We start from the raw sequence: 16,516 nt of genomic DNA, 5'->3' as shown, positions 1-16,516 counted from the left end.
GTTTCCGCGCTACTCGCCGGAGTGCGCGCGGATGGAGTTGATGATGGCGCCGAAGTCGTAGCCCCCGCCGCCCTCGTCGTTGAAGCGCTGGTAGAGCTCGGTGGCGAGGCGACCGATCGCCGCGTCCGTGCCGCTCTGCTCGGCCGCCGAAGCGGCCAGCTTGAGGTCCTTGAGCATGAGCGCGGCGGCGAAGCCCGGCTCGTAGTCGTGGTTGGCGCGGCTGGTCTCCACCAGGTCGGGGACCGGGCAGTTGGTGGTGAGCGCCCAGCACTGGCCGGTGGAGATCGACGCCACGTCGTAGAGCGCCTCGTGCGGCAGGCCGAGCCGTTCGCCGAGCACGAACGCCTCGCTCACCGCGATCATCGACGCCCCGAGGATGAGGTTGTTGCACATCTTGGTGACCTGGCCGTTGCCGGGGCCGCCGCAGTGGATCACCTTGCGGGCCATCGGTTCCAGCACCGGCTCGGCCCGGCGGAACGCCTCCTCGGGGCCGCCGACCATGAACGTGAGGGTGCCCGCCTCGGCCCCGGCGGTGCCGCCGGAGACCGGGGCGTCGACGGCCGGGAGACCGGCCTCGGCGGCCAGCTCGTGCGCTCGCCGCGCATCCGCGACGTCCACTGTGGACGAGTCGATGAGCAGGGTGCCCGGCGCCACCGCCGGGAGGATCTCGTCGTAGCAGCCGAGCACGTGCTTGCCGCTGGGCAGCATGGTGATCACCGCGTCGGCGCCGGTGACCGCCCCGACCGCCGACTCCGCCACCGCGACCCCGTGCCGCTCGGCGACCTCCAGGGCCGCCGGCACCAGGTCGAAGCCCTGGACGGTGTGACCGGCCTTGACCAGGTTCGCCGACATCGGACCGCCCATGTGGCCGAGTCCGATGAATCCGATGACAGCCATTGTCATTCCCTTCTGCGCCGACTGGGTTCACCGAGCAAGACCGGTCACCGGGGGATCAGCTGGACAGGTCCAGCTCCTCCCCGGCCGGCTCGAAGAACGCCGCCACCTTCGCGTCGTCGACCTCCGGCAGGGTCGCCGGGGACCAGCGGGGGTTGCGGTCCTTGTCCACCAGGGTCGCCCGCACGCCCTCCACGAAGTCGCCGATGCGGATGGAGGCCATGGACACCCGGAACTCCTGCTCCAGGGCCTGTTCGAGGGAGGTGAAGCCGGTGCGCAGCGAGCGCAGCGTCACCTTCAGCGAGGTCGGCGACTTCTGCTCGATCGTCGCCGCGGCGGCGTGCGCGGCCTCCTCCGGGCGTTCCCGCAGGCGCCGCAGGATCTCCTCGACGGTCGGCGCGGCGTACGCGGCGTCGATCCACTCCCGGTGCGCGGCGAGCTCCGCGGTCGGCGGCTGCTCGGCGAACTTGCGCAGCGCCTCGTCGACGTCACCCCCGGCGAGCGAGTCGATCAGCGCGGCCAGGTTGCCGCTGTCCACGTGGTGGTCGGCGAGCCCGCACAGCACCGCGTCGGCCCCGGTGACCGGCGCGCCGGTGAGCGCCAGGTGCGTGCCCAGCTCGCCCGGCGCCCGCGACAGCAGGTAGGTCCCGCCGACGTCGGGGACGAAGCCGATGCCGACCTCGGGCATCCCGATCTTGGAGCGCTCGGTGACCACCCGGTGCGAACCGTGCGCGGTGATGCCGACCCCACCGCCCATGCAGATGCCGTCCATCAACCCGACGACCGGCTTGGGGTAGGCCGCCAGCGCGGCGTTGAGCCGGTACTCCTCGGCCCAGAACGTCGCGGGCAGCGACTCGTCACCGGCCTTGACGGCGTCGTGCAGGGCGCGGACGTCGCCGCCCGCGCACAGTCCGCGCTCCCCCGCCCCGTCGATCAGCACGGCGCGGACGTGGTCGGCGTCGCGCCAGCGGTGCAACGCCTCCGCCATGGTCCGCACCATACCCAGCGTCAACGAGTTCAACGCCTTGGGCCGGTTGAGGGTGATCCGTCCGAGTGCGCCCTGCTCGCGGAGCAGGATCTCGGGCTCTGCCACGACGCCTCCCGTCTTGGACCTCCCGCGGCTCACGCCTGGCCGAGCAGGCCGCGGGAGATGATCAGTCGCATGATTTCGTTGGTGCCTTCGAGGATCTGGTGGACCCGCAGGTCGCGGACGATCTTCTCCAGGCCGTACTCGGCAAGGTATCCGTATCCACCGTGGATCTGAAGGGCCTCGTTGGCCACCGCGAACCCGACGTCGGTGGCCAGCCGCTTGGCCATCGCGCACAGCCGGGTCGCCGCCGGGTCCCGCGCGTCCAGCGCGTGCGCCGCCCGCCACAGCAGCAGCCGGGCGGCCTCCAGTTCGGTGGCCATGTCGGCGAGCTTGAACTGCAACGCCTGGAACTCACCGATCTTGCTGCCGAACGCGCTGCGTTCCCGCACGTAGGCGAGGCTCTTGTCGAGCGCGGCCTGCGCCCCGCCGAGCGAGCAGGCGGCGATGCTGAGCCGACCCCCGTCCAACCCGGTCATCGCGATCTTGAACCCGTCGCCCTCCGCTCCGAGCCGCTGGTCGGCCGGGACCCGGACCCCGTCGAAGATCACCTGTCGGGTGGGCTGGGCGTTCCAGCCCATCTTCTTCTCGTTGGCGCCGAAGGAGAGCCCGGCAGCGCCCGCCTCCACGACGAACGTGGAGATGCCCTTCGCGCCGGCCCCGCCGGTGCGCGCCATCACGACGTAGACGTCGGCGGCACCGCTGCCGGAGATGAACTGCTTGACGCCGTGCAGCACGTACTCGTCGCCCTCGCGAACGGCCCTGGTCTGCAACGCGGCCGCGTCCGACCCCGCGCCGGGCTCGGTGAGGCAGTAGCTGGCGAGCCGTTCCGCCGAGCACAACCCGGGCAGCCACCGGGCCCGCTGTTCGGCCGTGCCGAACCGGTCGATCATCCCGGCGCACATGTTGTGGATGGAGATGTAGGCGGCGATCGACGGATCACCGGTCGCCAGCGCTTCGAAGATCAGCACCGAGTCGAACCGGCTCAGCCCGCTGCCGCCGACCGCCTCGTCCACGTAGACACCGCCGATGCCGAGCTGTCCGGCCGCGCGGATCACCTCGACCGGGAAGTGCTTGTCCTGGTCCCATTCGACGGCGTGCGGGGCGAGCTGCTCGGTGGCGAACTCCCGGGCGGCCTCCTGGAAAGCGCGCTGGTCCCCGGTGAGTTCGAACGGGGACGCGGGTACCGCGGTGACGGACACGTCGGCTCCCTTCGGACGCGGCGTCGCCGCGGACCGCGGGGATCGCCCGCGGCCCGCCGGCGTCGCCGGGTCAGTGCATGGTGGGGATGGTGAAGCTGGCGCCCTCCTTGAGCCCGGACGGCCAGCGCGAGGTGACGGTCTTGGTCTTGGTGTAGAAGCGGATCGAGTCCGGCCCGTGCTGGTTGAGGTCACCGAAGCCGGACCGCTTCCAGCCGCCGAAGGTGTGGTAGGCGATCGGGACCGGGATGGGCACGTTGACGCCCACCATGCCGGTGTTCACCCGCGCCGCGAACTCCCGCGCCGCGTCGCCGTCCCTGGTGAAGATCGACACGCCGTTGCCGTACTCGTGCTCGGTCGGCAGCCGCAGCGCCTCGTCGTAGTCGGCGGCGCGCACCACCGACAGCACGGGACCGAAGATCTCCTCCTGGTAGATCCGCATGTCCGGGGTGACGTGGTCGAACAGCGAAGCGCCGAGGAAGAAGCCGTTCTCGTGGCCCTCCAACCGGAAGTCGCGGCCGTCGACGACCAGCTCCGCACCCTCCTCGACGCCGACCCCGATGAGGTCGCGCACCCGCTGGACGGCCTGCGGCGTCACCAGCGGCCCGAAGTCGGCGGACTCGTCGAAGCTGGTGCCGATCTTGAGCCGGTTGACCCGTTCGACCAGCTTCTCCATCAGCGCCTGCGCGGTCGGCTCGCCGACCGGCACGGCGACCGAGATCGCCATGCAGCGCTCCCCGGCCGACCCGTACCCGGCACCGATCAGCGCGTCGGCGGCCTGGTCCAGGTCGGCGTCGGGCATGACGATCAGGTGGTTCTTGGCGCCGCCGAAGCACTGCGCGCGCTTGCCGTGCGCGGCGGCGGTGGAGTAGATGTACTCGGCGATCGACGAGGAACCGACGAAGCCGACCGCCTCGATCCGCGGCTCGGTGAGGATGGCGTCCACCGCGGTCTTGTCGCCGTTGACCACGTTGAACACGCCCGGCGGCAGCCCGGCCTCGACGAACAGCTCCGCCAGCCGCAGCGGCACCGACGGGTCGCGCTCGGACGGTTTGAGCACGAACGCGTTGCCGCAGGCGATCGCGGGCGCGGCCTTCCACAGCGGGATCATCGCCGGGAAGTTGAACGGGGTGATCCCGGCGACCACGCCGAGCGGCTGGCGCATCGAGTAGACGTCGATGCCGGTGCCGACGCTCTCGCTGTACTCCCCCTTGAGCAGGTGGGGGATGCCGCAGGCGAACTCCACGACCTCCAGACCGCGCTGGATGTCGCCCTTGGCGTCGGCGACGGTCTTGCCGTGCTCGGAGGACAGCAGCCGGGCCAGCGAGTCCATCTCGTCGTTGACCAGCTGCAGGAACCGCATGAGCACGCGGGCCCGCTTCTGCGGGTTCTGCGCCGCCCAGGCGGGCTGCGCCTTCGCCGCGTCGTCCACCGCGGCCGTGACCTCGTCGGCGGAGGCGAACGGCACCCGGGCCTGCACCTCGCCGGTGTTGGGGTCGAACACGTCACCGAAGGAGCCCGACGTCCCCGCCACGCGCTTGCCGCCGATGAAGTGCTCCAGCTCGTTGGTCATACCGCACCTCTCGCCGAGTCGGTTTACTCGGAAGACAAACCTTTGGTACCCCAATCATTCCCCCGCAGCGGACGAATGCAACAGGGTGCGCTACATCACATTCGCGGAATTCGCACCGCCCGCGCGGCCGGCGGTGGACGGCGCACCGCCGACCGGCGGCGCAGGGGAATCGTTCACGCGGCGGATCGGAGGGAATCAGCCATCCGGCGGACCTCGTCGATCACCTCGGGGGCCAGCGAGTAGCAGATGGTGGTGCCGTCGCGGCGGGTCCGGACCAGTCCGGCCTCCCGGAGCGTGCGCAGGTGCCCGGAGATCGTCGGCTGGCTGACGCCGAAGTGCTCGGTGAAGTCGCAGGCGCAGATCTCACCTTCCCGGCGCAGCCGTTCCAGGACACCCAACCGGATCGGGTGCCCCATCGCCCGGAAGAGGCTCGCCGCACGCTCCACGTCGCTCTTGCCCATGGGCGAACTATATCGCTAATCTCCTATACATCTTCTATAGGAACTCTCCTATATAGGTGGTGCCCGATGAAGACGGCAGGCGTGAACGAGCTGGTCCTGGAGGTCGCCGATCTGGCGGCGGCGGAACGCTTCTACGCGGAGGTGCTGGGTTTCCCGGTGATCGAGCGCTGGGAGAGCCCGCGCGAGGCGGTCTGGGTGCTCGCGGGCGGAACCCGGATCGGCCTGTGGAAGCCGAACATGGGCATCGCACGGGCGCGCGGCGGCGTCCACGTCCACTACGCGCTGTCGGTCGACGGCGAGGAGTACGACGCCGTGGTCGCGGAACTGCGCTCCCGCGGCGCCCACGTCGACGAGGTCGAGTTCGGCGACCGCGCCGCCCGGTCGGCGTACGTGGCCGACCCGGACCACAACATCGTCGAGTTCTGGACCTGGGACGTGACGCGCGGACACAGCCCGGGGATCCCGAAGGCGGTCACCGAGGGCGTCTACGGGGTCTAGCCACCGCACTGGCCTCCCGCTCGCCCGGCGCCGCACGAGCACGAGATCGCCGCATTCACCGGACAACGCGGCGCCCGATCGTGTTGACTCGGGACGTGGACGTCGACATCAGGCCCTTCGACCTGGCAGAGCACCTGGCACCGGCGCGCACGCTCGCGCGGACCGCGATGACCGATGCGGACCAGCCCGGCGGCATCCTCGTCGCGAGGTACCTCGACGAGGTCACCGACCTCGACGGGCTGCTCGCGCTCGGCGCCTTCCGCGACGACGAACTGGTCGGCATGCTCGTCGGCTGGCCGACCGCGAGCCGCGACTGGTGGCCGCGCCAGGTACGTCCCGAACTCGCGATGACCGAGAACCTGCACTGGCTGGACGACGCCTTCGAGGTGGCGGAACTCCACGTGCACCCCGACGTGCAGCGCCTCGGCGTCGGCACCGCGCTGCTGGAGGAGGCCGAGAAGCGCGTCCCGCAGCGGCGCATGGTGCTCAGCACCAACGCCGTCGACAACCACCGGGCCCGGGAGTTCTACCGCCGCCGCGGTTTCCGGACGCTCACCGGGCCCTTCCGCTGGCTCGGGCTTCCGCTGCGGGTCCTCGTCCTCGGCCGGGAGATCGCGGCGCGCTGATCTCCTGCTGCGGGCTTACGCTGCGACGCATGCCCCGTGAGCCGGAGGACGTCTGGGCGCTCGCCGACCTGGCGATGCCGTTCGCGGTGCGCACCGCTGCCACGCTCCGCGTCCCGGACGTGGTCAAGGACGGACCGGTGGCGCTCACCGACATCGCCAAGCGCTGCCACGCCGAACCCGACCCGCTCGGCCGCGTCCTGCGCTTCCTGGTGCACCACGGCGTGTTCACCGAGCCGGAGCAGGACGTGTTCGGACCGAACGAGGTGTCGGACGCGCTGCGCAGCGACGCGCCCGACGGCCCGCAACCGTGGCTTGACCTCGACGGCGCGGTGGGTCGCGCGGACCTGGCCTTCGTCGAGCTCATCGAACAGGTCCGCGGCCACCACTCGGCCTACTCCGCGGCGTTCGGCAGGTCGTTCTGGGAGGACCTGGCGCACAACCCGCAGCTGTCCACCTCGTTCGACTCGCTGATGGAGACCAAGACGCACGGCATCGCCCCGGCGGTCGCCACCGCGCACGACTGGAGCGTCTACAGCCGGGTGGCCGACGTCGGCGGCGGCAAGGGCGTGCTCCTCGCCGAGCTGCTGCGCAGCCACCCCCAGCTGCGCGGATACCTGGTCGACCTGGTCGGCCCGGCTCGCAACGCCGCGCGCTACCTGGACGAGCAGGGCGTGGCCGACCGCGCCGAGGTGGTCACCGCGAACTTCTTCGAACCGCTGCCCGTCGAGGCGGACGCCGTGATCCTGTGCGACGTCCTCGGTGACTGGGACGACGAGGACGCGACCCTCATCCTGCGCCACTGCACCGACGCCACCACCGAGCGCGGACGCGTGGTCATCGTCGAGATGCTGCCCGATCCGCAGCGCATGGACCTGTTCACCGAGATGGACCTGCGGATGATGATCTACGTCGGTGGCCGGATGCGCGATCTGGAAGGCACCGAGCGGGTCGCCGAAGCAGCCGGGCTCTCGGTGCACGACATCACGCCGCTCGACAACGGCTACACCATCATCGAGTGCCTGCCGAGTCCGTGACCGGCAGGAGGGCGGCGACGTTGGCGCGCCACGGCTCCGGCAGGTCCGGCAGCGCCGCCACCATCCGGTCGGCGAGCTCCCGGCGGCCCTGGGAGCGGAACGCGAACACCTCGGCGACGCTCACCCCGTGATCCGGCCGGGACAGCAGCTCGACGGGGTCGCCCGCGCGCACCTCGCCCGGTTCCTCGACGGCAAGGTACGCACCGGTGCGGCCGTGCTGGGTGAACCGCTTGACCAGTCCCTGCACGTCCCAGAACCCGGCGAAGACCTTGCACGGGGTGCGCGGCCCGGTCACCCGCAGCACCGCGCCGCCGATCCGCCACCGCTCCCCGATCACCGCGACGCTGCTCTCGCAGCCGGTGAGGGTCAGGTTCTCCCCGGCGTTGCCCGCGGACAGCTCCTGGCCGAGTTCGGCGGTCCAGTACCGCAGCTCCTCGGTGTCGAACGCGTAGGCCGCCTGGTACCAGGCTCCGTGGTGCTTGGTGTCGCAGACGGTGTCGCCCTCGACGCCGGCGGTGCCGAACCACACGGGCCCCGGCATCGGACGCTTGTCGATACCGCTGCGCCCGACCCGCCCCGTCCAGGCACCGGTCCGCACCACCGCGACGTTCACTGATTCGACGTACCCCACCGACCCAACCTAACCGCCCGTCCGGCGAACCGGATCCGGGGAGTGGCGCGCCAGCGGCGGTGCCGTCGCCGTGCGCAGGCTCGTCAGAGCAGGCCGCGCGCCCGTTCCACCGCCTGCCGGGCCTCCTCGACCAGCCGCGAGACGAGTTCCGCGGCGGGCAGCGGGCGCGCCTGGGCGTAGGTCTGCCCGGCCCACAACGACATCGCCTCGGGATCCCCGGCCTTGCCCACCGCACCCCGCACCGGCTTGGTGAGGTGGTGCAGCTGGGGATAGGCCGCCGGAGCCTCGGGTCCGTGCTCGGTCATGAACCGGTTCACCAGACCGCGCGCGGGCCTACCGCTGAACGCCCTGGTCACACCGGTCTCCCGCTGTCCGGACGCGATCTCGGACCGCTGCGCGGGTTGCGTTCCGGCCTCGTCGCACACCAGGAAGGCGGTCCCCAGCTGCGCGGCGACCGCCCCGGCGGCCAGCACCGCGGCGACGTCCGCGCCGTGCACCAGGCCACCGGCGGCCACCACGGGCAGATCCACCTCGGCCTGGACCATCCGCAGCGCCGCCAGCAGCCCGTACAGCGGGCCGCCGCCCGCGGACCGCTCGTCGTCGTCGAACACCGCGCGGTGCCCACCCGCTTCCATGCCCTGCACGCACAGCAGGTCGGCGCCCACCTCGGCGGCGACGCGCGCCTCGCGCGGCGTGGTGACCGTGACGACCACCTCGGCACCCACCTCGTGCAGGCGGTCCACAGTGGACTTCTCCGGTGCGCCGAAGGTGAACGACACGACCGGCACCCGCTCGGCGATGACGAGCTCGACCTTCGCCTGGTACTGGTCGTCGTCCCAGTGCGGGGGGCCCGCCGCGACGCCGTACCGGTCCGCCTCGGCCTCCACACGACGCCGGTAGGGCTCCAGGTCGACGTCGCTGCGCTCGCCGGGGACGAACAGGTTCACGCCGAACGGCTCGGAGGTCAGCGAACGGGTCGTGGCGATCTGCTCGGCGAGCGCCTCCTCGGAGAGGTAACCCGCTGCCAGGAAACCGAACCCACCCGCCGAACACACCGCCGCGACGAGTTCGGGCGTCGAGATCCCGCCCGCCATCGGCGCGACGACGACCGGAATCGACCGTGCTGCGATCATCCTCCGACCGTAGTCCGGGCACCTGGGGCGGCGCACCGCGCCGTCGTGCGGGTCACCCCGGCCGCGGATGTGTCGACCACCACTGCTCTCCCACCGGCATTCCCCCTTTCTGTTGAGGCATAACGGAATTGCGGGATTGATCGGGAGGGCATGACATGCGGACCACCACGCGCGACGACATCACCATCCGGACGGCCGGCGGCGAGGACGTCCCGGCCATCGCCGAGCTGCTCGGCGCGGCGTTCCAGGACGACCCCCGGATGGCGGCCCTGCTGCCGGATCCGGCGCACCGCGCGGACAAGCTCGGCCCGCTGTTCTCCCTCCTGCTGAGCCAGGAACACCCCGGCCACGCCGCCGAGCTCGCCTGGCGCGACGGCCGCCTGGAGGCCGCCGCGGTGTGGGACCGGCCGGGCGGGCCGGTCACCCCGCTGGCCCGTCGGCTCTACCACCTCCCCGCATTGCTGTCGATCTTCCGGTGGCGGATTCCCGATGCCGTGCGAGCGATCGAGACGCTCAACGCGAGCGACAGCCACCGGCCGGACGAGCCGCACTGGCACCTGTTCGCCATCGGCACGCATCCGCAGCGCCGCGGGCGCGGCGTCGCCGGCGCGCTGCTCGCGTCCGGCCTCGACCGCGCGGACGACCACGACACCCCGGTGTACGTCGAAACCACCGCCCACGCCGGCGTCACGCACTTCCGGGAGCACGGTTTCCGGGTGATCCACGAATTCCCGGTCGCAGGCGGGCTCACCGTCTACGGCATGTGGCGCACACCGCGCGGATGAGCGGTGTTCCCGGATCCGGTGTGACCGCGCCGCCCGGCATCCCCGCGGGGCGGCGGACGGGCTGCGCCTAGGCCGGTGGGCGCAGGCCGGCGATGAGGTCCGCCGGTGAGAACTCGACCGGGAACGGGTTGCGTGTTCGGAAGACCTCGTCACCGACCGCGCGCTCGACGCGCTGGTACTCGGCGCCGCCGACGAGGTCCCAGGCCGTGGCCGTCGGGACGTCCAGGTCGGGGTCCACCAGCCAGAAGTGCCGCACACCGAGCCGGGCGTACACGGCCTTCTTCAGGCTCGCGTCCTTGAGCAGGCTGCTGGCCGAGCTCACCTCGACCGCCAACACGGGCGGTGCGGGGAGGTTCTCCAGCGTCAGATCGGCGTACCGGGCGACCAGCACGTCCGGCCGCAGTTCGTTGAAGATGTCGTGCCGGACGCCGAACGGTGCCGTGAGCACCCGGTGTTTCGGCGTGCACGCCTGGCGCAACCGGACGAACAGCTCGCCGACGGCCTCCTGGTGCGGCCATTCCGGCGCGAGGCTCACCAGCAGTTCCCCGTCGATGAGCTCGTACCGGCGGCCGTCGTCGGGCATCTCGGCCAGGTCGTGGACGTTGAAACGACGTCCGTTCGCGTTCGTGCGCATGGCGGGCTCCTCTCCGCGGTGGTGGCCGAACCCCTGTTCGGCCGCTCTGCCCTGTAGAGGCGCCGCACGCCCGCACGGATACATCCAGCCCGCCTCGTTCACCGGGCCGTGGGACAGAAAAAGCGGGCGGGAACCCGACGCCTGGGTTCCCGCCCGCTCCGCACCATCGCGATCTTCCGACACCCCGCCACAGGGCCGCTGGTGCGTTCAGGGTGATCGGCGGTGGCGCGGACGGTCCGGGCCGGGTCGCCCCGCCAGGGGCGCCGGGCGCCGCGCCACGCCGATCACGGTCTGGTGTCCGGCCGTCGCCGGACGCCGCCTCAGAACTGGGCGGCCTCGGTGGACCCGGCCAGCGCCGTGGTCGACGAGTCCGGGCTCACCGCCGTGCTGATCAGGTCGAAGTAACCGGTCCCCGCCTCGCGCTGGTGGCGCGTGGCCGTGTAGCCGTCCTTCTCCGCGGCGAACTCGCGCTCCTGCAGGTCCACGTAGGACGTCATGCCGTCCGCCGCGTAGCCCTTGGCCAGGTCGAACATGCTGTAGTTCAGCGCGTGGAAGCCCGCCAACGTGATGAACTGGAACTTGTAGCCCATGTGGCCGAGTTCGCGCTGGAACTTGGCGATGGTGCTGTCGTCCAGGTTCTTCCGCCAGTTGAACGACGGCGAGCAGTTGTAGGCCAGCATCTGGTCCGGGTACTTGTCCTTGACCGCCTCGGCGAACCGCCGCGCGACGTCCAGGTCCGGAGTGGAGGTCTCCATCCAGATCAGGTCGGCGTGCGGCGCGTAGGCCAGCGCGCGGGTGATGCACGGCTCGATGCCGTTGCGGACCTTGAAGAAGCCCTCCGGAGTGCGCTCGCCGGTCAGGTACTGCCGGTCGCGCTCGTCGACGTCGCTGGTGAGCAGCGTCGCGGCCTGGGCGTCGGTGCGCGCGATGACCAGCGACGGGACGCCGGCGACGTCGGCGGCCAGCCGGGCGGCGTTGAGCGTCTTGACGTGCTGGCCGGTGGGGATGAGCACCTTGCCGCCGAGGTGGCCGCACTTCTTCTCGGAGGCCAGCTGGTCCTCCCAGTGCACACCGGCGGCACCGGCGGCGATCATGCCCTTCATCAGCTCGTAGGCGTTGAGCACACCGCCGAACCCGGCCTCGGCGTCGGCGACGATCGGCGCCAGCCAGTGGGTCGACTGGCCCTCGACCTCCTCGGCCTGCGGGTCCAGCGCCTCGGACCAGGAGATCTGGTCGGCGCGCTTGAGGGCGTTGTTGATCCGGCGAACCACCGACGGGACCGAGTTGGCCGGGTAGAGGCTCTGGTCCGGGTAGGTCTCGCCGGCCAGGTTGGCGTCGGCGGCGACCTGCCAGCCGGACAGGTAGATGGCCTTGAGCCCGGCGCGGACCTGCTGGACGGCCTGGTTGCCGGTCAGCGCGCCGAGGGCGTTGACGTAGTCGGTCTCGTGCAGCAGCTTCCACAGCCGCTCGGCGCCCTGGCGAGCCAGCGTGTGCTCCTCCTGCACGGAACCGCGCAGTCGGATGACGTCCTCGGCGGTGTGGGTCCGCTCGATGCCCCTCCAGCGCGGGTCGGTCTCCCACTCGCGCCGGAGGTCCTCGGCGGCCTTCTTCGCCTGCTCGCGGATGCCTGGCTGGAGGCTCATGGTGTTCACCTTTCCGGATCGCTCGCGGCCTGTTGATCCCAGTGTTGACCGCTCTCCGGCGAAACACACCGAGATTTCCCTGTTAATTTCTGTTCTTTTTCTGCTAGCATCAACGCCATGGCAGGGTTCATCGCCGAAGAAGACCGTAATTTTTCGACCGAACATGACCTTCTGGTGTTCGGTCAGCGCCTCCGGCACTTGCGCCGCGCGGCCGGACTGACCCTCGTCGAGCTCGGCGAACGGGTCGGACGGGCCCCCTCGCAGCTGTCGCTGTTGGAGAACGGTCACCGCGAGCCGAAGCTGTCGCTGCTGCGCTCGCTCGCCGAGGCGCTCGGCACCTCGGTCGACGAACTGCTGTCCAAGAAACCGCCGAACCGGCGCGCCGAGCTGGAGATCGCCGTGGAGAAGGCCCAGCTCGACCCGCTGTACCAGCGCCTCGGGGTACCGCCGCTCAAGGTCGGCAAACGCGTTCCCACCGAGGCGCTGGAGCACGTGCTCGCGCTCTACGAGGAGCTGAAGCGGCGCGAGACCAAGCAGGTCGCGACCCCGGAGGAGGCCCGCCAGGCCAACGCCGAGCTGCGCCGCATGATGCGCGAGCACGGCAACTACTTCCCCGAGATCGAGAAGGCCGCGGCCGAGATCCTCGACCGGGTCGGCTACCACGGCGGGGCGCTGTCCGAGGGGCTCATCCAGTCGATCGCGACCCAGCTTGGCTTCGGGCTGCGGTTCGTCACCGACCTACCGCGTTCGGTCCGCTCGGTCACCGACCTGAAGAACCGGCGGATCTTCCTGCGACGCGAGTCCCTGGGGATGCACAGCCCGCGGACGATCCTGCTGCAGACGCTCGGCCACCTGACCCTCGGCCACGGCCAGCCCCGCGACTTCGCCGACTTCCTGCGGCAGCGGGTCGAGGCCAACTACTTCGCCGCCGCGGTCCTGGTTCCGGAATCGGCCGCGGTGCCGTTCCTCCAGGAGGCCAAGCAGGAGCGCGACCTGGCCGTGGAGGACCTGCGGGACGTCTTCTCGGTGTCCTACGAGATGGCCGCCCACCGGTTCACCAACCTCGCCACCCGGTACCTGGACCTGGTGTGCCACTTCGTGCGCAACGACGAGACCGGCATCATCTACAAGGCGTACGAGAACGACGGCCTGGTCTTCCCCACCGACCCGACCGGGGCCATCGAGGGGCAGCGCATGTGCCGGTACTGGGCCGGGCGCCAGGTCTTCACGTCCCCGGACCGCTACTCGACGTACTACCAGTACACCGACAAACCGGGGGCCACCCACTGGTGCGTGGCGCACGTGGATCCCAGCCGCGGGCGGGACTTCGCGATCACGCTCGGCGTGCCCTACGCCGAGTCGCGCTGGTTCCGCGGCCGGGACACCACCAACCACGCCAAGTCCGGCTGCCCGAACGGCGAGTGCTGCCAGCGCCCGCCCGCCGAACTGGCCAGCCGCTGGGAGGGCATGGTGTGGCCGTCGGCCCGCGCGCACTCGCACGTGCTCGCGGCGCTGCCGTCGGACACCTTCCCCGGCGTGGACGAAGCGGACGTGTACTCGTTCGTGGAGGCGCACCAGGACTGACCGGCGGCCCGGTCACACCCCCGTTCGGGAGGCCCGCCGGGCGGAGGCGGCTTCGGTCAGCGACCGGCCCAGCGTCTCCTCCGCCCACAGCACGCACGCCAACAGCCCGACCAGGGTGATGCCGGTGCCGAGGAACATCGTGACCGAGGTGCCGAGCTGCTCCAGCGAGACCGGCACCAGGTACGTGCCGACCGCGGCACCGACCCGGCTCAGCGCCACGGCGAGCCCCACCGCCGAGGCGCGGATGGACGTCGGGAACAACTCGTTCGGATACAGCCATTCGAGGATGCCCGGGCCGCCCGCGAAGAAGGCGTAGAGGCAGAAGCACGCGATCACGGCCGCCGCGGGCGCCCCCGGCCACACCCCGAGCACCGCCAGGGGAACCGCCATGAGGGCGAACGAGCCGATGATCGTCCGGCGCCGCCCCGCAGTGTCCAGCAACTTCATCGCAGGCAGACATCCGAGCAGGAAAAGGGCGCTGATCAGCGCGGATCCGAGGTTGCTCAGATTCTGCGAGTCCAGCCCGAACGCCGCGAGCATGGTCGGTCCGAACAGGTACATCGCCCACATCGGGATCACTTGGCAGGCGTAGAAGACGGACACGAACACCGCCCGGCGCAGGTACACCCCTCGGAACAGTTCCCGCAGACCGCCGCGGCGGACCTCGGCCTCGCGCGCGGCCACCAGCTCGTCGCCGTCGACCGCCACCCCGAGGACCTCCCGGATCAACGCGGCCGCGCTGTCGGGCCGGCCCCGGTCGACCAGCCACCGCGGGGATTCGGGAGTTCCGTGGCGCATCACGAGGACCAGAGCGCTGATGACCGCGGCACTGCCCAGAATCCACCGCCAACCGGCCGGTCCCGCCACCTCGGTGAGCCCCCAACCGACCGCGTAGGACAGCATGGCGCCGAGGTACCAGGCGATGATCACCCCGCCCATCGCGCGCGCCCGCTGCTTGCGCGGGAACCACTCGGCCAGCAACGCGGTGGCGATCGGGTAGTCGGCGCCGACCGCGAAGCCGATGACGAACCGCAGCAGGACGAGTTGCCAGGCGTCCGCGACGAACACGCAGAGGACCGACGCGACCAGCAGCACGGCGAGGTCCACTGTGTACATCGCACGGCGTCCGACCCGGTCCGTCAGCGGTCCGATGAGCAGACCGCCGAGGAACATCCCGACCAGCGCCACCACCCCGATCAGCGCCGAGGCTGTCGTGCCCAGGCGCATCTCCGCGGAAATCCCGGGCAGCGCGACCCCCACGATGCTGAGCAGGTATCCGTCCAGCAGCGGTCCGCCGCAGCACGCGACGAGCAGCTTCCGGTGGAACGAACGCATCGGAGCGTTCTCGACGACGTCGAGCTCCATTGTCGATTCCTCCCGTTTCGCGGCGCCCACCCCCGGCGGGAGCACCAGGGCGAGCGGAATCCGCGGCGAATGCGTCGCCGACAATCGCGATTTCCACCGTTCGGCACCGCTTCATTACCGCGGAGCGGCCAGACTCGCGGCCTCTGACCTGCGACGATGTCGCGTCGTAGGGACTCTGTACGGCTGTGGTGAATCACCGTAGCGGCGCCGGATGCGGTGCGGAACCGGTTTCGCGAACTGTTCCCGAGACCGGTTTTCGATGCATTCCATAGAGCAGCTCTATGCGAGCTGTTCAAGCGAACTCAGAGCCTGTCTTCGAACTCGTTTTGGGTGGCGGTGCCGGGAGCGGAACCTCGGCGGCGGTGCAGGTTGCTTGCGCACTCACCGAAAGAGAAAGCGGCTCACGCCGCTTACCACGACCCGCCGGAACCAAGTTCAAAGACAGGCACTCAGCGGCGCTTGCGCGCACGTCCCGGTTCGGCCAGCACGCGCGCCATGCGGACGAACTCCGCTGCCGCCGGGGAAAGCGGCCCGGGGCGCCAGAACAGGACTCCGCGGCGGACGACCCGGGGCCGCAGCGGCAGCACCGCGGCTCCCCGGGCCGCCGCGTCCTGGGCCATCGTGCGGGGCAGCAACGTCGCACCCGCCCCGGACAGCACCAGCGGGACGATCATGGCCTGGTGCGCGGTCTCCACCGCGACCGCCGGACTCGCGCCCTTCGCGCCCACCGTGTCCTCGATGACCGCGCGCGTCGCGGTGCCGCGCGGTGTCGTCACCCAGTCCAACGCGGCCAACTCCCCCGCGCCCAGCCCCGAACGTCCGGCCGCGACAGCGGAATCCGGCGGCAGCACGGCGAAGATCTCGCGACCGCGCAGCACCAGGCTCTCCAGGTCGTCGACCGCCCGCTCGGCCGCGTCGACCATGCCGAGTTCGCACTCGCCGGTCCGCACCGCACCGGTCACATCCGTGCCCAGTTCCGGGTCCGAGATCGTGACCGCGACCTTCGGGTGCTCGCGCAGGAACGCCCCGACCAGCTCCGCCAGCGGATCCACGGCCAGCGTCGTCTGCGCCACCACGTCCAGGCGTCCGGCCGACAGGCCCAGCACCTGCCGCACCGAGGCGGTGGCGGTGCTGAAGTCGCGCATCACCTGACGCGCCGGCTCCAGCAACGCCTCGCCCGCCGGGGTCAGCGCCACGCCGTGCGGCAACCGGTGGAACACCTTGCCGCCGAGCCGGTTCTCCAGGCTGCGGATGGCGTGCGACAGCGACGGCTGGGCCACGTGCAGGGCCTGCGCCGCGGCCGTGAAACTCCCGTGCTCGGCGATGGCCAGGAAGTACTCCAACTCGCGGCGGTCCATGGCCCCGAATC

General features: G+C 71.1%; 16 protein-coding genes. 5 read left to right on the top strand and 11 right to left on the bottom strand.

The genetic code is table 11. From position 1 onward, the window contains the following. Nucleotides 1-9: 9 nt before the first annotated feature. From mmsB to NV263_RS05790, 5 genes are all read right to left on the bottom strand, one after another. The gene (gene mmsB / locus NV263_RS05810; protein WP_263251520.1) at nt 10-897 is read right to left on the bottom strand and encodes a 3-hydroxyisobutyrate dehydrogenase; all 888 of its coding nucleotides are present in this window, start codon (nt 895-897) and stop codon (nt 10-12) included. Between the two features lie 55 nt (nt 898-952). Beyond that, complete coding sequence (locus NV263_RS05805; protein WP_263251519.1) at nt 953-1,987, bottom strand: enoyl-CoA hydratase/isomerase family protein; 1,035 nt, start codon at nt 1,985-1,987, stop codon at nt 953-955. A 29-nt stretch (nt 1,988-2,016) separates the two neighbouring features. Then, entirely contained in the window at nt 2,017-3,183 is a 1,167-nt protein-coding gene (locus tag NV263_RS05800; RefSeq protein WP_263251518.1) for an isobutyryl-CoA dehydrogenase, read from the bottom strand. 70 nt (nt 3,184-3,253) lie between these two features. Beyond that, nucleotides 3,254-4,753 (bottom strand): CoA-acylating methylmalonate-semialdehyde dehydrogenase, encoded by a 1,500-nt coding sequence (locus NV263_RS05795; protein WP_263251517.1) that lies wholly within the window; start codon nt 4,751-4,753, stop codon nt 3,254-3,256. Nucleotides 4,754-4,926: 173 nt separating this feature from the next. Next, a complete protein-coding gene (locus NV263_RS05790) occupies nt 4,927-5,214 on the bottom strand; it encodes an ArsR/SmtB family transcription factor (RefSeq protein WP_263251516.1) in 288 nt (95 codons plus the stop codon). Between the two features lie 66 nt (nt 5,215-5,280). Here NV263_RS05790 and NV263_RS05785 point away from each other — a divergent pair, with 66 nt between their 5' ends. The 3 genes from NV263_RS05785 (at nt 5,281) to NV263_RS05775 (ending at nt 7,372) form a co-directional block, all read left to right on the top strand. Next, a complete protein-coding gene (locus tag NV263_RS05785) occupies nt 5,281-5,712 on the top strand; it encodes a VOC family protein (protein WP_263251515.1) in 432 nt (143 codons plus the stop codon). A 95-nt stretch (nt 5,713-5,807) separates the two neighbouring features. Next, the gene (locus NV263_RS05780) at nt 5,808-6,338 is read left to right on the top strand and encodes a GNAT family N-acetyltransferase (RefSeq protein ID WP_263251514.1); all 531 of its coding nucleotides are present in this window, start codon (nt 5,808-5,810) and stop codon (nt 6,336-6,338) included. Nucleotides 6,339-6,367: 29 nt separating this feature from the next. Next, entirely contained in the window at nt 6,368-7,372 is a 1,005-nt protein-coding gene (locus NV263_RS05775; protein WP_263251513.1) for a methyltransferase, read from the top strand. Here the strand turns inward: NV263_RS05775 and NV263_RS05770 are convergent. Next, the gene (locus NV263_RS05770) at nt 7,347-8,003 is read right to left on the bottom strand and encodes an MOSC domain-containing protein (RefSeq protein ID WP_263251512.1); all 657 of its coding nucleotides are present in this window, start codon (nt 8,001-8,003) and stop codon (nt 7,347-7,349) included. The two genes, NV263_RS05775 and NV263_RS05770, sit on opposite strands and share 26 nt — an antisense overlap. Nucleotides 8,004-8,086: 83 nt before the next feature. Further along, nucleotides 8,087-9,136 carry an NAD(P)H-dependent flavin oxidoreductase gene (locus tag NV263_RS05765; RefSeq protein ID WP_263251511.1) on the bottom strand — a complete coding sequence of 350 codons (1,050 nt, stop codon included), beginning with the start codon at nt 9,134-9,136 and terminating at the stop codon, nt 8,087-8,089. 155 nt (nt 9,137-9,291) lie between these two features. Between NV263_RS05765 and NV263_RS05760 the strand changes: the two genes are divergently transcribed. Continuing rightward, nucleotides 9,292-9,921 carry a GNAT family N-acetyltransferase gene (locus tag NV263_RS05760; RefSeq protein ID WP_263251510.1) on the top strand — a complete coding sequence of 210 codons (630 nt, stop codon included), beginning with the start codon at nt 9,292-9,294 and terminating at the stop codon, nt 9,919-9,921. Between the two features lie 67 nt (nt 9,922-9,988). Here the strand turns inward: NV263_RS05760 and NV263_RS05755 are convergent, their stop codons facing one another. Both NV263_RS05755 and aceA read right to left on the bottom strand, forming a co-directional pair. Then, nucleotides 9,989-10,555, bottom strand: coding sequence for a Uma2 family endonuclease (locus NV263_RS05755; RefSeq protein WP_263251509.1), 567 nt, complete (start codon nt 10,553-10,555; stop codon nt 9,989-9,991). Between the two features lie 320 nt (nt 10,556-10,875). Then, nucleotides 10,876-12,198, bottom strand: coding sequence for an isocitrate lyase (gene aceA, locus NV263_RS05750; RefSeq protein WP_263251508.1), 1,323 nt, complete (start codon nt 12,196-12,198; stop codon nt 10,876-10,878). Between the two features lie 174 nt (nt 12,199-12,372). Here aceA and NV263_RS05745 point away from each other — a divergent pair, with 174 nt between their 5' ends. Continuing rightward, complete coding sequence (locus NV263_RS05745; protein WP_263251507.1) at nt 12,373-13,782, top strand: helix-turn-helix transcriptional regulator; 1,410 nt, start codon at nt 12,373-12,375, stop codon at nt 13,780-13,782. A 12-nt stretch (nt 13,783-13,794) separates the two neighbouring features. On the opposite strand, the gene NV263_RS05740 is transcribed toward NV263_RS05745, so the two are convergent. Continuing rightward, nucleotides 13,795-15,147 carry an MFS transporter gene (locus NV263_RS05740; protein ID WP_263251506.1) on the bottom strand — a complete coding sequence of 451 codons (1,353 nt, stop codon included), beginning with the start codon at nt 15,145-15,147 and terminating at the stop codon, nt 13,795-13,797. Between the two features lie 449 nt (nt 15,148-15,596). Continuing rightward, nucleotides 15,597-16,505: a LysR family transcriptional regulator gene (locus tag NV263_RS05735; protein WP_263251505.1), complete on the bottom strand. Its 909-nt coding sequence runs from the start codon at nt 16,503-16,505 to the stop codon at nt 15,597-15,599. Nucleotides 16,506-16,516: the final 11 nt, after the last annotated feature.

This window comes from Saccharopolyspora rosea, from assembly GCF_025643595.1.
GTDB classification, from domain to species: Bacteria; Actinomycetota; Actinomycetes; order Mycobacteriales; family Pseudonocardiaceae; genus Saccharopolyspora; species Saccharopolyspora rosea.
This window is presented reverse-complemented; position numbering and strand designations above follow the sequence as displayed.

Bases quoted from the DNA above. Each gene is read 5' to 3' on its own strand.
- NV263_RS05735 (WP_263251505.1), bottom strand. From the start codon at position 16,505: ATGGACCGCCGCGAGTTGGAGTACTTCCTGGCCATCGCCGAGCACGGG.
- NV263_RS05775 (WP_263251513.1), top strand. From the start codon at position 6,368: ATGCCCCGTGAGCCGGAGGACGTCTGGGCGCTCGCCGACCTGGCGATG.
- NV263_RS05790 (WP_263251516.1), bottom strand. From the start codon at position 5,214: ATGGGCAAGAGCGACGTGGAGCGTGCGGCGAGCCTCTTCCGGGCGATG.
- NV263_RS05755 (WP_263251509.1), bottom strand. From the start codon at position 10,555: ATGCGCACGAACGCGAACGGACGTCGTTTCAACGTCCACGACCTGGCC.
- NV263_RS05740 (WP_263251506.1), bottom strand. From the start codon at position 15,147: ATGGAGCTCGACGTCGTCGAGAACGCTCCGATGCGTTCGTTCCACCGG.
- NV263_RS05765 (WP_263251511.1), bottom strand. From the start codon at position 9,136: ATGATCGCAGCACGGTCGATTCCGGTCGTCGTCGCGCCGATGGCGGGC.
- NV263_RS05785 (WP_263251515.1), top strand. From the start codon at position 5,281: ATGAAGACGGCAGGCGTGAACGAGCTGGTCCTGGAGGTCGCCGATCTG.
- NV263_RS05760 (WP_263251510.1), top strand. From the start codon at position 9,292: ATGCGGACCACCACGCGCGACGACATCACCATCCGGACGGCCGGCGGC.
- mmsB (WP_263251520.1), bottom strand. From the start codon at position 897: ATGGCTGTCATCGGATTCATCGGACTCGGCCACATGGGCGGTCCGATG.
- NV263_RS05795 (WP_263251517.1), bottom strand. From the start codon at position 4,753: ATGACCAACGAGCTGGAGCACTTCATCGGCGGCAAGCGCGTGGCGGGG.
- aceA (WP_263251508.1), bottom strand. From the start codon at position 12,198: ATGAGCCTCCAGCCAGGCATCCGCGAGCAGGCGAAGAAGGCCGCCGAG.